Below are 12,840 nucleotides of genomic sequence, written 5' to 3'. Positions count from 1 at the left end.
ATGCAGATCAACGCAGCATTACTACTGATAATTGAAATTCTATATTTGCTTACAGTTGTGAGTATCGTGGTTGTGGTTATCTCTGAAAACCGTAACCCGATAAAAACTGTTGCATGGATTCTTGCTGTTCTTTTTCTACCTTTTATAGGAATTATCTGGTATGCTATTTTTGGGCAGGATACCACAAGGAAGCATATAATTTCCAAGAGGATGTATAGTAAATTAAAAAGGAGACCTCTTGATGAAATGGGAACACCGGTAGAAATTAAAGTCCCTGATGAGCATGAAAATCTGGTTGAACTGCTTCGTAATATTGATTATAATCCTCTGTTGGGAGGGAATGATGTCAAGATATTCACAAATGCCAAAGATAAGTTCGAACATCTTTTTGCTGATATTGAGAATGCAAAAGAGCATATTCATATAGAGTATTATGTGTTGCAATGTGATGAGATTGGAGAGAAGTTTAAGAATGTTCTAATCAGAAAGGCAAAAGAGGGTATCGAAATTCGTATCATATATGATAGCTTTGGCTCTCGTAAGCTGAAGAAACAATTTATTGAAGATTTCAGGATGGCCGGTATCGAGATAGAGCCGTTCCTAAAGCTATCCTGGAGTTCATTTACCTCAAGACTAAATTATAGAAATCACCGGAAGATAATAGTAATTGATGGTCAGGTTGGCTATGTCGGAGGTATGAATATTGCAGATCGTTATATTAAGGGGTTTGATTGGGGAGAATGGAGGGATACTCATGCTCGTATCGAAGGTAAAGGAGTGCAGGGGCTGCAGTCTGTGTTTCTGATCGATTGGTATTTTGTGTCTCAAACACTTATCACTTCAAGAAAATATTTCCCTTTACTGGAGAATTTTGGAGATGTGCCAATGCAGATTGTAAACAGTGGACCACTAATTGATGATAAAAATATTTCACATGGAATAATCCAGGCTATTTACGATTCTAAGAAATCTATCTTTATTCAAACTCCCTATTTTTTTCCTCCAGAGGCAATGATTGATGCATTGCATGCTGCCGCCATTCGTGGTGTTGATGTAAGAGTGATGATTTCTAAACGCTCTGATGTGGCTTTGGTACAGAAGGCTTCACGATCTTATATCAAGAGTATTCTTGAGTCAGGTGTGAAAGTCTATTTTTATAAAAAGGGTTTCTTACACTCAAAGATGATGGTGTTTGATGACTCACTAACATTAATAGGATCGGCAAATTTTGATACCAGGAGCTTCGAACAGAATTTCGAAGTTGAAGCATTTATATATAGTGAGGAGGTGGCTAATGAAGCAAATGAGATATTTGTTGAGGATCAAAGCCATTCTGAGCAGGTTGTGTTGAAAGAGTGGTTGAAACGTCCATTGTTACAGAGATTTTTTGAATCTGTATTGCGCCTGTTCGCACCTCTGTTATAATAAAAGTATGAAAAGAGTATTTCTAATAGGATATATGGGATCGGGGAAAACAACAGTTGGTAAGAAACTGGCAAGTTTACTCAAGCTCTCATTTATTGATCTTGATGCATATATAGAAGGTAAACACAGGAAGAAAATATCAGAAATCTTTGCTGAGAAAGGTGAGGATGAATTCAGAAAAATAGAAAGAAGAGCTCTTATTGATGTGTCTCAGATTGAAAATGCAATAATATCAACCGGTGGAGGCGCACCCTGCTTTTTTGATAATATGAGTTTGATGAATGAGTCGGGTGTAACTGTTTATATTGAGGCAGATCCGGAAGAACTTGCTGCGAGGCTAATGGCATCTAAGACAGTGCGACCTCTTATTGCAGGGAAATCTAAAGATGAGCTTATACCTTTTATTACGAAACATTTAGCTGATAGAGAGCGTTATTACAGGAACGCAAAAATCATTTATCATACTGAAAGAATGATTTCCAAAGAGGATGTATACCTGACAGTAAATGGAATAGCAGAGCAATTGAATAAATATCTACCTGAAAGTTTTCAGAAATAAACATAGAAATGATCTATAAATCTCAAAAAAAGAATCAGTTTGTAGTAAGTGAACTTATGCTGAAAACTGATAAGCATAAGGTTACAACTGTTATTGGTGTTCCAAAGGAAAATCAGGAAACGGAGAAAAGGGTTCCTATTACTCCTGAAGGGGTGTCATTACTTGTTTCAGCTGGGTACAGGGTGCTGTTTCAGAAAGGTGCCGGATTGACTATAAACTATTCAGATTCATACTACGCTGAATCGGGTGCGGAAATCGTGGATACGGCTAAAGAGGTTTTTCAGGCTGATATTATTTTAAAGATAATGCCTCCCACACTCGAGGAGGTTGAAATGATGCGTCCCAGAACTTCAGTGTACTCTTTTCTTTATCTTCATAACTTGTCGAGAACCCTTCTGGAACATATGATGGAAAAGAGAATAAACGCACTCTCTTATGAGCTGATTAATGATGATACGGGTGCATCTCCTTTTGTAACTGCAATTTCGGAAATAGAGGGTGCCTCATCTATTACTCTTGCGGCAGAGATGTTGAGTAATGCAAATGGCGGTAAAGGTATTCTGCTGGGTGGGATTCCAGGAATTACTCCAGCTGAAGTTGTAATAATAGGTGCTGGTGTTGCAGGTACAATGGCTGCCAGGGTTGCTATTGCAATGGGTGCTTCTGTAAAGATATTTGATAATGATATTATAAAACTTAGGGCAATACGTCACGAATTAGGAAATCCTGTATATACTTCCACGCTGCAACCGAAGGTCTTAAGAAATGTTTTTCGCTCTGCTGATGTCGTAATTGGAGCATTGCAATATATAAACAAAATACATTTTTACAGAATTTCCTCAGACCTTATTAGCGAAATGAAAGAGGGAGCTATTATAATAGACCTTCGAATGGAACAGGGTGGATGTTTTGAAACTACAATGGAAGCATGCTTGCCTGGTCATCCATCTATATTTGAGAAATATGGTGTGCTGCATTTTTGTGAGATGAGTTTGAGTTCACGTGTTGCGCGCACTTCATCAATTGCTTTGAGCAATATTTTTGTATCTATGTTCAATGCAATGGGTGATTCTGGAGGAATTGATCATTTTGCACGGTTTGACCGTGGGTTTGCTTCAGGTTTTTATACCTATTCAGGTAAAATGGTGAATTCTTATGTGGCAAGTCATTTTAATTTGCCTGTTTCTGATATCGGACTATATCTGCAGGGTTTCTAAATTGAACTTAAGTTCGGTTCCTTTAATACTCTTCTTTTTAGTAAAAGATACCAGATAAATAGTATTGAGCCTTTAAATATTGAAGTGATAGTAATTGCCCACCATACACCGGTAACTCCAATTCGTGAACCTAAGAATATTGCAAGTGGTATTCTAAGTGTATTGAAAACAATACTAATTATTGCAGGAGGCGATGTCCTTCCTAATCCGTTAAACATTCCCTGAGTAGTAAGTTCAAGCATCATAAAGAGCTGAGATATTCCCAGTACAAAAAGATATTCTCCACCTGCCATGTAAGCTTCTTTCTCGGGTACAAAAAGCGAGAATATCTCTTTTCCGTAACCCATAAATGCGATACTGGCTATTCCACCCAAAATACCCATTAGAATTAAGGTTGTTCTAAAGGCATTTTTGGCACGATTCATCTTTCCGGCAGCATAATTTTGTGCCACAAAACTACCCAATGCAGTGGAGAATCCTGATGATGAGTTCCATGTGACTCCTTCAATCTGACCACCGGTCGTTTGACTCATTATTCCAAGATGTCCCCCATATAGTGATGCTATGCGTGCAAGGTTCATATTTATAAATGCAAAATATACATTCATGGCGGCAATTGGAAGTCCCAGTTTAAGTATATTTATAGTGTAGCTCTTGCGTGGTCGAATAAAATATGAGAAACCTCCAAATAGACCTCTTTCCTTTTTTAAATGGTTGATAAAAAGAAATACTACAACACCCTGAGATATAATAGTAGCCAGGGCAGCTCCTTTAACTCCCATTTCCGGAAAAGGTCCAATACCGAAAATAAGCAATGGGTCAACTATAATATTAATAATTAATCCTGCAGAATTAAAATAGAATGGTATATCACTTCTCCCTGAGCCAATATATATCCCTGAGAAATTAAGGCCCAGAAATACGAATGGTATTCCAAGTGAAATAATTCTAAGATAACCTTCAGCCTGTGCTGCAATGTCATTTTCGAGTTGATAGAATGAAACATAAGGATTCGGAAAGAGGAAGAAGGTCACTCCAAATGCTATTCCCAGTATTATAGCAATAGTGGTTGTATGAGAAGCATAAATTGAGGCCTTATCTAATCTGCGAGCCCCAATAGATTGGCCAATTGTAATTTCTGCACCAACCTTTGAAATAAGAGCAAAGGAGTTCATCATCCACATCAGCATACCTATGGATCCAACTGCTGCTACCGCTTCGCTTCCAATACGCCCAATCCAAAGAATATCTATGAGGTTATAAGCCATCTGAATAAAACTAATGGCAAGTAGTGGTAATGCAAGTGAGAACAGCTCACGGGTGATATTACCCTGAGTCAAATCACGCACATAATTGTTTGATTGTTGTTCTCTCACAGTTAAATAGGGCTTTTATTATTGCTATTTGAATATTATAGAATATATAATAGCGAGGCTTTTATTTCGGACAGATTAAAAAAAAGAAGTAACCGCTAAGTTACTTCAATAATTTATATATAAATAAATGCAGATTATTTATAACGTTGCTGAAGTTCAATCATCTTCAGAGCAGTGACTGCCGCTTCATCACCTTTATTTCCATGCCTTCCACCTGATCTGGCAATTGCCTGATCCAGAGTGTTAGTAGTAAGTAGTCCAAAAACTACAGGAACATTATATTTTAAATTAAGTTCAGTTGTTCCCTCTGTAACACTGTTGCATACAAAAGTAAAATGAGGTGTTTCACCTTGTATAACGCATCCAAGAATAATTACACTGTCAACATCTGTATTCTCAATGAGTACCTTTGCACCATATGTTAGCTCAAAACTTCCGGGCACATGTTCAATGATTATATCTTCAGCGTCCACACCAAATTTTACAAGTGTGTCATACGTGCCTTTTAACAGGCTGCCTGTTATGTTTTTATTCCAGTCAGAAACAACTATTCCAATCTTTTTTCCTTTGCCATCAGGAATTGAATCATGATCGAATGAAGAAAGATTTTTTAGTTCTGTTGCCATAATATTTATTTAGACTCTTTTTGTAACTCTGCCTGTTTGATGAATTTATCTGCTTCCTGGCCTTCAGGTGAATTCAGATAGTCATTCTTCAACATTGTAAATGTTTCCAGTGCTTTGTCGAAATTGCCTATATGTAAATAAGCTTCTCCTGCTTTTTTGTAATAAATAGGGCTAAGCATATCATCACCTGCTTTTTTAGCAGCTTTCAGATATTGTGAAATAGCTTGTTCTGTTTCTCCCATATTCATGTATACATCACCTATTGCACCTGCTACAGATGGTGTGATAAGGATATCTCCACCTTTAAATTTCTTGAGGTGTTCAAGTGCTTTTTCATAATTACCCAAACGATTGTAAGAGATACCGGCATATGCATGTGCAAGATCAGCTGTTTTTGTTCCTTTGTACTGATCGATAACTGATTCAAAGCCAATATAGTCATTGCCATTGCCAAACAAAGCAAGGGAGTCCTCACCTTCCTGGAAATAGCGTTCACCTTTATATATTGCAGCCTGAGCTTCGTTATTACGAGGCAATTTGTATAGATAGTGGTACGCCAGAAAAGCACCAACAATAACTATTACAACCAGCAATCCGGTTAAAATACTTTTTTGATTTTTTTCGAGAAACTGTTCCGTTGTGGTTAACGCTTCACCAATATTTTCGAAGTTCTTCTCGGCCTTCGATTCTTTAGTTTTTTTAGCAGACATATTTTACTGAAAAAATGTTACGTTTGATTTTTGAGTTGCAAAAGTAATCGTTTTTAGCAGATAAATAAAATTTAATCAGCTGTTTTTAATAAAAAGTGACTGCCTAATTTAATCTTTTTCGTATGTTTGTAGTCAAAGGGTTGTTTTTGGAACATATTTAGTATGATTGAAACTCTAAAATACAAAATAAGTTTTACGGAATTTGAAAATATAATGTTGTCGAGTTTAATGATTTATATATATGTTTCAAGGAATTAAGACCAATATATATAATTATGAAAAAAACAGTACTTACAATAAGCCTTTTACTTGCAATAATACTAAACCTTACAGCCCAGAATGATGCTGTGTTTAGCTCTGTACCAGTTGTTAACGGTAAGGTTGTATTTGAGCAGTTTATTATAACAAATTCAAATAAATCAGCTGAACAGAATTATGCACAACTACAAAATTGGGTGAAATCAAAATATAGCGGAAGTCCCTTACTGTCAGGTATCAGATTTGATGAAAAATCAAATTTCGTTACAGTTAGTGCCGGAACAAATCTCATACTACCGGCAAACAAAGCTGGTGTAAGGGAAGAAATGACAATGAACTACCGTTTTGATGTCTCAATTACAGGTGCCGGATGCATGCTGGTTGTAAGAGATATAACTTATCAGAGTGCGAAGAAAGATGGAGACTCCTTTTTCCCAAAAAAATATACAGCCGAGCAAACTATAACGGATCAATCTGTGAACGTATCCGGAACTGAAGGCGAGCTTAGGGCCAACCTCAGGAAGGCTTCTCTGGATTTCTTAAACGGGCTCTATTCTGAAATAAACAAACTGTTTTAAATTTTTATTTAAAGAGATATTGCAGATTGATTGTATAAGTTTACAGATATATTGAGATAATTACCGAATACAAATTTGAATTAAATAGTTGAACCTGATTGAAATTAATTTACTAAAACCTTTGGTAAATTAAAATTATCTTCTTAATTTTGCGCCCTGATTTGTGAGGAATGTTCTGTTTTTAAGGACGTAAGGAACCAAATAATAAAATACACTATATAGCAATGTCTAAGATTTGTCAAATAACAGGAAAAAAAGCAATGGTTGGAAACAACGTTTCGCACTCTAATACTAAAACGAAACGTAAATTCAACGTGAACTTGTTTAAAAAGAAATTTTATTGGGTGGAAGAAGATGTATGGATCAGTCTGAACATCTCAGCAGCAGGATTGCGTACCATTAATAAAATTGGATTGGATGCAGCAATAAAAAAAGCTGCCGAAAAAGGATATTTAAACGCGTAATCTATACGCAATAAAAAGAGGAGGAAGCAGAGATGGGTAAAAAAGCTAAAGGAAACAGGGTACAAGTGATTCTTGAATGTACAGAACACAAAGAGAGTGGTATGCCCGGTACATCCAGATATATTACAACTAAGAATAGAAAGAATACAACGGCAAGACTTGAATTGAAAAAATACAATCCCGTCTTAAAGAGAATGACCGTTCATAAAGAAATAAAGTAAAATTATTATAGACTATGGCAAAGAAAGCAGTTGCGGGTTTCCGCGATAAGACAACCACTACAGGACGAAGCCACACAAAAGTAATCAGAATGGTTAAATCACCTGAAACTGGTGCATATAGCTTCAAAGAAGAAATGATCCTTAACGATAAGGTAAAAGATTACTTTAAATAGGATATTCGTCGTTGAGGTTAGTACTCACGATAATATTCGTTAATAATATCTAAAAGCTTCCCTGTGCCAAAACGCAGGGAAGTTTTTTATTTACTATTTAGTAGATTTGCAAACATATCAATTCCGCCTATAATTTAATAATCACTTCAATATGGGTTTATTTAACAGATCCTCTAAAGGGAAAAAAGATGTACTCGATAAAGGTCTTGAGAAAACAAAAGTCAGTTTTTTCTCTAAAATCACTCGTGCGGTAGCAGGAAAATCTAAAGTAGATGATGATGTTCTCGATAATCTGGAAGAGGTCCTGGTGTCATCTGATGTTGGCGTTGATACCACATTGAAAATTATTGAAAGAATAGAGGCACGTGTGGCAAGAGATAAGTATGTTGGTACAGATGAGCTAAATAGTATACTACGTGATGAAATAACATTAATGCTCACCGAGAATCAATCAACTGATGTTGAGGATTTCACTGTTGCAGGAGATAAAAAACCTTACGTTATAATGGTTGTAGGAGTCAATGGTGTTGGCAAAACCACAACCATAGGAAAGCTTGCTTATCAGTTCAAACAGAACGGAATGTCTGTATATCTTGGTGCAGCCGACACTTTCAGGGCCGCAGCAGTAGAACAGCTTGACATTTGGGGACAACGAGTCGGAGTACCGGTAGTAAAGCAGAAGATGGGATCAGATCCTGCCTCAGTTGCTTTCGACGCGGTAAGTTCAGCTAAAGCACATAATGCAGATGTGGTAATAATCGATACTGCAGGCCGTTTACATAATAAAGTTAACCTGATGAATGAGCTTACCAAGATCAAGAATGTTATGGGCAAAATTGTTCCTGATGCACCTCATGAAGTTCTTCTTATACTTGACGGATCAACCGGACAGAATGCATTTGAACAGGCTAAACAATTTACTGCAGCTACTGAAGTAACAGGTCTGGTAATTACAAAACTCGACGGAACAGCAAAGGGTGGGGTAGTATTGGGTATCTCAGATCAGTTTAAGATACCTGTAAGATATATTGGTCTGGGAGAACAGATGGAAGATCTTCAGGTATTTCGCAGAAAAGAGTTTGTTGACTCTCTCTTTGGCGAGTAATAGAAAAGGAACGATTTCATATGATAAAGAATAGGATAGATGTGGTAACCATGGGTTGCTCAAAGAATCTTGTAGACTCTGAGCTGCTGATGCGTCAGCTTATCGCTAACGGATATACTCTTGAGCATGATCCCGAAACACCTAAAGGTGAAATTGCTGTTATTAATACTTGTGGATTCATAGGCGATGCAAAAGAGGAGTCTATTAATATGATACTCTCGTTTGCTGAAGCCAAGAAGGAGAGGGGTCTTAAAAAACTTTATGTTATGGGCTGCCTTTCTGAAAGATACAGAGAGGAGCTGCAGAAAGAGATACCAGAAGTTGATAAGTTTTATGGCAAGTTTGATTGGCGAGGACTTATTTCTGATCTTGGGAAATCATATAATAAAGAGCTTGAGTTCGATCGTTCTTTGTCAACGCCACCTCACTACGCATACCTAAAGATTTCGGAAGGGTGCGACAGAACCTGCTCCTATTGTTCTATACCAATTATTACAGGTAAATATAAATCCCGTCCTATCGAAGATATTGAAGATGAAGTTCGCCGTTTAGTTACCGGGGGTGTAAAAGAATTTCAGTTTATTGCTCAGGATCTTACCTATTATGGTATTGATCTCTATAAATCGATGAAACTGCCTGAATTGGTTGAGAGAATATCAGATATAAAAGGGGTTGAGTGGATCCGATTGCATTATGCCTATCCTGCTCATTTCCCTGTCGACCTGCTCAGGGTTATGCGTGAGAGGGACAATGTATGCAACTATCTGGATATCGCTCTTCAGCATATCAGTGACAGGATGCTTAAAATAATGCGCAGAAATATAACCAAACAGCAAACTTATGATCTGATTAAGCTCTTCCGTAATGAGGTGCCGGGCATACATATCCGTACAACAATGATGGTTGGACATCCTGGAGAGACTGAAGAGGACTTCAATGAACTTGTTGATTTCGTAAAGGAGATGAAGTTTGAGCGACTGGGTGCATTTCCTTATTCTCACGAAGAAGATACTTATAACGATAAGAATTACTCAGATGATGTGCCCGCTTCTATTAAACAGGAGCGAATGAATACTCTGATGGAAATGCAGGAGGGTATCGCTCTTTCTGTTAATGAAACGAAGGTTGGGCAGACCATGAAAGTGATCATAGATCGCGAAGATTCGGATTACTTTGTAGGACGAACCGAATTTGATTCTCCTGAAGTTGACGGAGAGGTATTAATCAGTAAGGCCAAAGATCTTGTTGTAGGTGAATTCTACAATGTAAGAATCGAGGCAGCTTATCCTTTTGATCTGCTCGGTACTGTTATTTGAAATTATTTCATTTACCGTATAATCTTAACAAAATCCTAAAGGAATGACACAAAAAGAGTTTATAGCGAAGCTTGCAGCCAAACTTCAGTGGGATGAATCTAAAACTTCTGCGATTCTGAGTGATATTGTAGATGTTCTTACTGAACAGTTGTCTGATAACAATGTGGTGACGGTTGATAATTTTGGTCACTTCTCTACTCACAAATTTCCGGAATATATTTTAGTAGACGCTGAAACTAAGGATCGTTATCTAATGCCACCCGAGGTAGTTGTGCTATTTGAACAGGAAATGGATGATACCTCAGTGTCTGTGGAACCAAAGCACTATATTTCTTTTGAGATTGATGATTCATTTAAAAGCAGTATCAACAGTGCTTTTACTAACTTCGAACCCACGCTGTTAAACGAAGGGGTAGAGTTACCAGGAATTGATGTTATCAGTACCAAGCAGCCTGAAGAAGATGTAGAGGAGATTAAAGACGAAGCTGTTCCGGAAATTGAGAAGTCTGAGATTGAAGAGAGTCTTGTTGTCGAAGAATACGATAATATTCATGAATCAGAAGTAGAAGAAACAGACATTAGTGATGAATCCTCGGAAGATACTGATGATTATAAAGATCTATTAGCCGAAACATCAGAAGATGAGGTAGTTGCTAGTCTCAGCGAGTATGCCGATACTGAAACAGAACCCGATCTTAATTTAGAACCGATGCCTCAAGATCTACCGGAACCACTTTTAGTCAGACAAAGAACAACATTTCCTGAGCATCAGTCCGAACAAGTTTTGCAATCAGGACGGAGTCCGAAATCCAGATCCCGTTCCCATAAAAGCTCCAGAGTTTTTGTTCCTATATTAGGTGGTGTAGTCATTGTTATGGCAACTCTTTTTTTTTTCAATGGCGTTGCAAACAGAAAAAAAACCAATAAGCGAAAAGGACATAGAGGTTGAAACATCACAAGTTTCAAGTGATGCAGAGCAAATCACATACTCCAGTAAAATGGAATCTGATATTGAATCAGATCAAATAACAAATTCCGAAACAGCTGCTGAGAACATTGTAAAACCTGAGAAACAGCTCCCTGCATCAATAACACTTGGTCAAGGGGAAACTTTACGTACAGTCGCACTTGATCTGTTCGGAAGTAAAGAGTTTTGGGTCTATATCTATCAGGAAAACATGCATAGCGTCATAAATCCAAACGTAATCCCTGTAGGTACAAAACTATTACTTCCTGATGTTGAGAAGTATGATATCAATGCCAACGATCCACACTCAATTGCCAAAGCAAAAGAAAAAGGTGCAAGGATAATTAATGGTTTGTAGTATTCTTATATAAAATAAGTATATTTACATTCTTAAGCTATAACTACTCCACCATGAGTCTTTTAAACATAAAAATACTAACATTCTATGCATAAACATTTTGTATTGATAGCCATACTGCTGGCTATGCTACTTACTACTGGTTGCACTACAAACAACAAAACCAAGAGTAGTCAGGTTATTGAACCAATTCAGGTTGATGTGCCTTTACGACCCGAAGGTCAAAAGGATGTTCTGGAACTGAGAACCCCAAAAATTGATACTGTCAGGGTAGGTTTTATTGGCTTAGGTTCAAGGGGACCGGGTGCTGTTCAACGTTATGTACATATTCCCGGTGCAAAAATTGTAGCACTTTGTGATATTTATGAAGAGAATGTGGAAAAAACTCAAGCTATACTTGATAAAGCTGGGTTACCAAGGGCTACAGGTTATAGTGGCAGTGAAGATGCCTGGAAACAGCTGTGTGAGAGCGATCAGGTGGATCTTGTATATATTGCAACCGACTGGAAGAATCATGCAAAAATGATGATCTATGCGATGGAGCAGGGTAAACATGTTGCATGTGAAGTGCCGGCAGCAATGACTCTCGACGAGATATGGGCTATAATAGATACTGCAGAAAGAACTCAAAAGCATGCCATGCAGCTTGAGAACTGTGTATATGATTTCTTTGAACTTACTACTCTGAATATGGCACAACAGGGTGTTTTTGGAGAGGTGCTTCATGTTGAGGGGTCATATATCCATAATCTAAACAACAATTGGGAAAGGTATGTAAACGACTGGCGCTTGCAGTATAATAAAGAGTTTCGTGGAGATGTTTATCCAACTCACGGTATTGGTCCTGTGGCTCAAGTACTTAATATACATCGTGGTGACAGGATGAAAACATTGGTTTCAATGGATACTAAACCGGTAAATCTCCCAGAATATCTTATAGAGAAACGTGGTGTCGACAGAGACAGTGCATATAATTTTGCAAACGGACAGCATACAATGACGATGATTAGTACTGAAAACGGGAAAACTTTGCAGATTCAGCATGATGTAACATCGCCTCGTCCCTATTCACGCATGTATCAGGTGAGTGGAACAAAAGGGTATGCCAATAAATATCCTGTTGAAGGTTATGCTATAGAAGATGAAGGGGAGGGTTTTTCTTCTCACGATTTTCTCTCTCAGGACAATATGAATATGCTTATGGATAAATACAAACATCGTATTCACAGAGAGCTTGAAGAAAAGGCAAAAGAGGTTGGCGGGCATGGTGGAATGGATTTTATAATGGACTATCGCCTCATTTACTGCCTGAGAAATGGTTTGCCTCTAGATATGGATGTGTATGATCTGGCTGAGTGGTGCTCATTAGTTGAGTTGAGTCGCATATCAATTGAAAACAACAACTCACCGGTTGCAATACCTGATTTCACTCGTGGAAACTGGAACCGTATTCAAGGTTATAGCCATGCATTCGCAGATTAAAATTA

The 12,840-nt window shown here is 37.6% G+C and carries 15 protein-coding genes; 12 read left to right on the top strand and 3 right to left on the bottom strand.

Translation table 11 applies throughout. From position 1 onward, the window contains the following. From cls to PHO43_RS03435, 3 genes are read left to right on the top strand one after another with little or no spacing between them, the layout of a single operon-like run. Complete coding sequence (gene cls, locus PHO43_RS03445) at positions 1–1,425, top strand: cardiolipin synthase (protein WP_288011302.1); 1,425 nt, start codon at positions 1–3, stop codon at positions 1,423–1,425. Positions 1,426–1,432: 7 nt separating this feature from the next. Further along, positions 1,433–1,984, top strand: a complete 552-nt coding sequence (locus PHO43_RS03440) for a shikimate kinase (RefSeq protein ID WP_045089041.1) — start codon at positions 1,433–1,435, stop codon at positions 1,982–1,984. An 8-nt stretch (positions 1,985–1,992) separates the two neighbouring features. Continuing rightward, positions 1,993–3,201 carry an alanine dehydrogenase gene (locus PHO43_RS03435; protein WP_288011299.1) on the top strand — a complete coding sequence of 403 codons (1,209 nt, stop codon included), beginning with the start codon at positions 1,993–1,995 and terminating at the stop codon, positions 3,199–3,201. Here PHO43_RS03435 and PHO43_RS03430 read toward each other — a convergent pair. From PHO43_RS03430 to PHO43_RS03420, 3 genes are all read right to left on the bottom strand, one after another. Next, positions 3,198–4,577: an MATE family efflux transporter gene (locus PHO43_RS03430; RefSeq protein WP_288011296.1), complete on the bottom strand. Its 1,380-nt coding sequence runs from the start codon at positions 4,575–4,577 to the stop codon at positions 3,198–3,200. The genes PHO43_RS03435 and PHO43_RS03430 overlap by 4 nt on opposite strands. Positions 4,578–4,711: 134 nt before the next feature. Beyond that, the gene (gene ribH, locus PHO43_RS03425) at positions 4,712–5,203 is read right to left on the bottom strand and encodes a 6,7-dimethyl-8-ribityllumazine synthase (RefSeq protein WP_045089043.1); all 492 of its coding nucleotides are present in this window, start codon (positions 5,201–5,203) and stop codon (positions 4,712–4,714) included. A 5-nt stretch (positions 5,204–5,208) separates the two neighbouring features. Beyond that, positions 5,209–5,913 (bottom strand): tetratricopeptide repeat protein, encoded by a 705-nt coding sequence (locus PHO43_RS03420; protein ID WP_288011293.1) that lies wholly within the window; start codon positions 5,911–5,913, stop codon positions 5,209–5,211. 275 nt (positions 5,914–6,188) lie between these two features. On the opposite strand from PHO43_RS03420, the gene PHO43_RS03415 reads away from it, so the two are divergent. From PHO43_RS03415 to PHO43_RS03375, 9 genes are all read left to right on the top strand, one after another. Continuing rightward, positions 6,189–6,749 (top strand): DUF4468 domain-containing protein, encoded by a 561-nt coding sequence (locus PHO43_RS03415; protein ID WP_288011290.1) that lies wholly within the window; start codon positions 6,189–6,191, stop codon positions 6,747–6,749. Positions 6,750–6,973: 224 nt separating this feature from the next. Then, entirely contained in the window at positions 6,974–7,213 is a 240-nt protein-coding gene (gene rpmB, locus PHO43_RS03410) for a 50S ribosomal protein L28 (protein ID WP_045089046.1), read from the top strand. A gap of 32 nt (positions 7,214–7,245) precedes the next feature. Then, entirely contained in the window at positions 7,246–7,434 is a 189-nt protein-coding gene (rpmG, locus tag PHO43_RS03405) for a 50S ribosomal protein L33 (RefSeq protein ID WP_053826724.1), read from the top strand. A 14-nt stretch (positions 7,435–7,448) separates the two neighbouring features. Continuing rightward, on the top strand, positions 7,449–7,607 hold the full coding sequence (locus tag PHO43_RS03400) for a DUF4295 domain-containing protein (RefSeq protein ID WP_074010743.1): 159 nt from the start codon (positions 7,449–7,451) through the stop codon (positions 7,605–7,607). A 151-nt stretch (positions 7,608–7,758) separates the two neighbouring features. Continuing rightward, entirely contained in the window at positions 7,759–8,712 is a 954-nt protein-coding gene (ftsY, locus tag PHO43_RS03395) for a signal recognition particle-docking protein FtsY (RefSeq protein ID WP_288009338.1), read from the top strand. A 20-nt stretch (positions 8,713–8,732) separates the two neighbouring features. After that, positions 8,733–10,028: a 30S ribosomal protein S12 methylthiotransferase RimO gene (rimO, locus tag PHO43_RS03390; RefSeq protein ID WP_288011287.1), complete on the top strand. Its 1,296-nt coding sequence runs from the start codon at positions 8,733–8,735 to the stop codon at positions 10,026–10,028. Positions 10,029–10,071: 43 nt separating this feature from the next. Continuing rightward, entirely contained in the window at positions 10,072–10,977 is a 906-nt protein-coding gene (locus PHO43_RS03385) for an HU family DNA-binding protein (protein WP_288011285.1), read from the top strand. Continuing rightward, on the top strand, positions 10,925–11,353 hold the full coding sequence (locus PHO43_RS03380) for a LysM peptidoglycan-binding domain-containing protein (RefSeq protein WP_045089051.1): 429 nt from the start codon (positions 10,925–10,927) through the stop codon (positions 11,351–11,353). Before PHO43_RS03385 ends, PHO43_RS03380 begins: the two co-directional genes overlap by 53 nt. A gap of 87 nt (positions 11,354–11,440) precedes the next feature. Beyond that, positions 11,441–12,835, top strand: a complete 1,395-nt coding sequence (locus tag PHO43_RS03375; RefSeq protein WP_288011281.1) for a Gfo/Idh/MocA family protein — start codon at positions 11,441–11,443, stop codon at positions 12,833–12,835. Positions 12,836–12,840: the final 5 nt, after the last annotated feature.

This window comes from Lascolabacillus sp., from assembly GCF_028696275.1.
Lineage (GTDB): Bacteria > Bacteroidota > Bacteroidia > Bacteroidales > Dysgonomonadaceae > Proteiniphilum > Proteiniphilum massiliensis.
This window is presented reverse-complemented; position numbering and strand designations above follow the sequence as displayed.

Bases quoted from the DNA above. Each gene is read 5' to 3' on its own strand.
- cls (WP_288011302.1), top strand. From the start codon at position 1: ATGCAGATCAACGCAGCATTACTACTGATAATTGAAATTCTATATTTG.
- PHO43_RS03440 (WP_045089041.1), top strand. From the start codon at position 1,433: ATGAAAAGAGTATTTCTAATAGGATATATGGGATCGGGGAAAACAACA.
- PHO43_RS03435 (WP_288011299.1), top strand. From the start codon at position 1,993: ATGATCTATAAATCTCAAAAAAAGAATCAGTTTGTAGTAAGTGAACTT.
- ribH (WP_045089043.1), bottom strand. From the start codon at position 5,203: ATGGCAACAGAACTAAAAAATCTTTCTTCATTCGATCATGATTCAATT.
- PHO43_RS03420 (WP_288011293.1), bottom strand. From the start codon at position 5,913: ATGTCTGCTAAAAAAACTAAAGAATCGAAGGCCGAGAAGAACTTCGAA.
- PHO43_RS03415 (WP_288011290.1), top strand. From the start codon at position 6,189: ATGAAAAAAACAGTACTTACAATAAGCCTTTTACTTGCAATAATACTA.
- rpmB (WP_045089046.1), top strand. From the start codon at position 6,974: ATGTCTAAGATTTGTCAAATAACAGGAAAAAAAGCAATGGTTGGAAAC.
- rpmG (WP_053826724.1), top strand. From the start codon at position 7,246: ATGGGTAAAAAAGCTAAAGGAAACAGGGTACAAGTGATTCTTGAATGT.
- PHO43_RS03400 (WP_074010743.1), top strand. From the start codon at position 7,449: ATGGCAAAGAAAGCAGTTGCGGGTTTCCGCGATAAGACAACCACTACA.
- ftsY (WP_288009338.1), top strand. From the start codon at position 7,759: ATGGGTTTATTTAACAGATCCTCTAAAGGGAAAAAAGATGTACTCGAT.
- rimO (WP_288011287.1), top strand. From the start codon at position 8,733: ATGATAAAGAATAGGATAGATGTGGTAACCATGGGTTGCTCAAAGAAT.
- PHO43_RS03385 (WP_288011285.1), top strand. From the start codon at position 10,072: ATGACACAAAAAGAGTTTATAGCGAAGCTTGCAGCCAAACTTCAGTGG.
- PHO43_RS03380 (WP_045089051.1), top strand. From the start codon at position 10,925: ATGGCGTTGCAAACAGAAAAAAAACCAATAAGCGAAAAGGACATAGAG.
- PHO43_RS03375 (WP_288011281.1), top strand. From the start codon at position 11,441: ATGCATAAACATTTTGTATTGATAGCCATACTGCTGGCTATGCTACTT.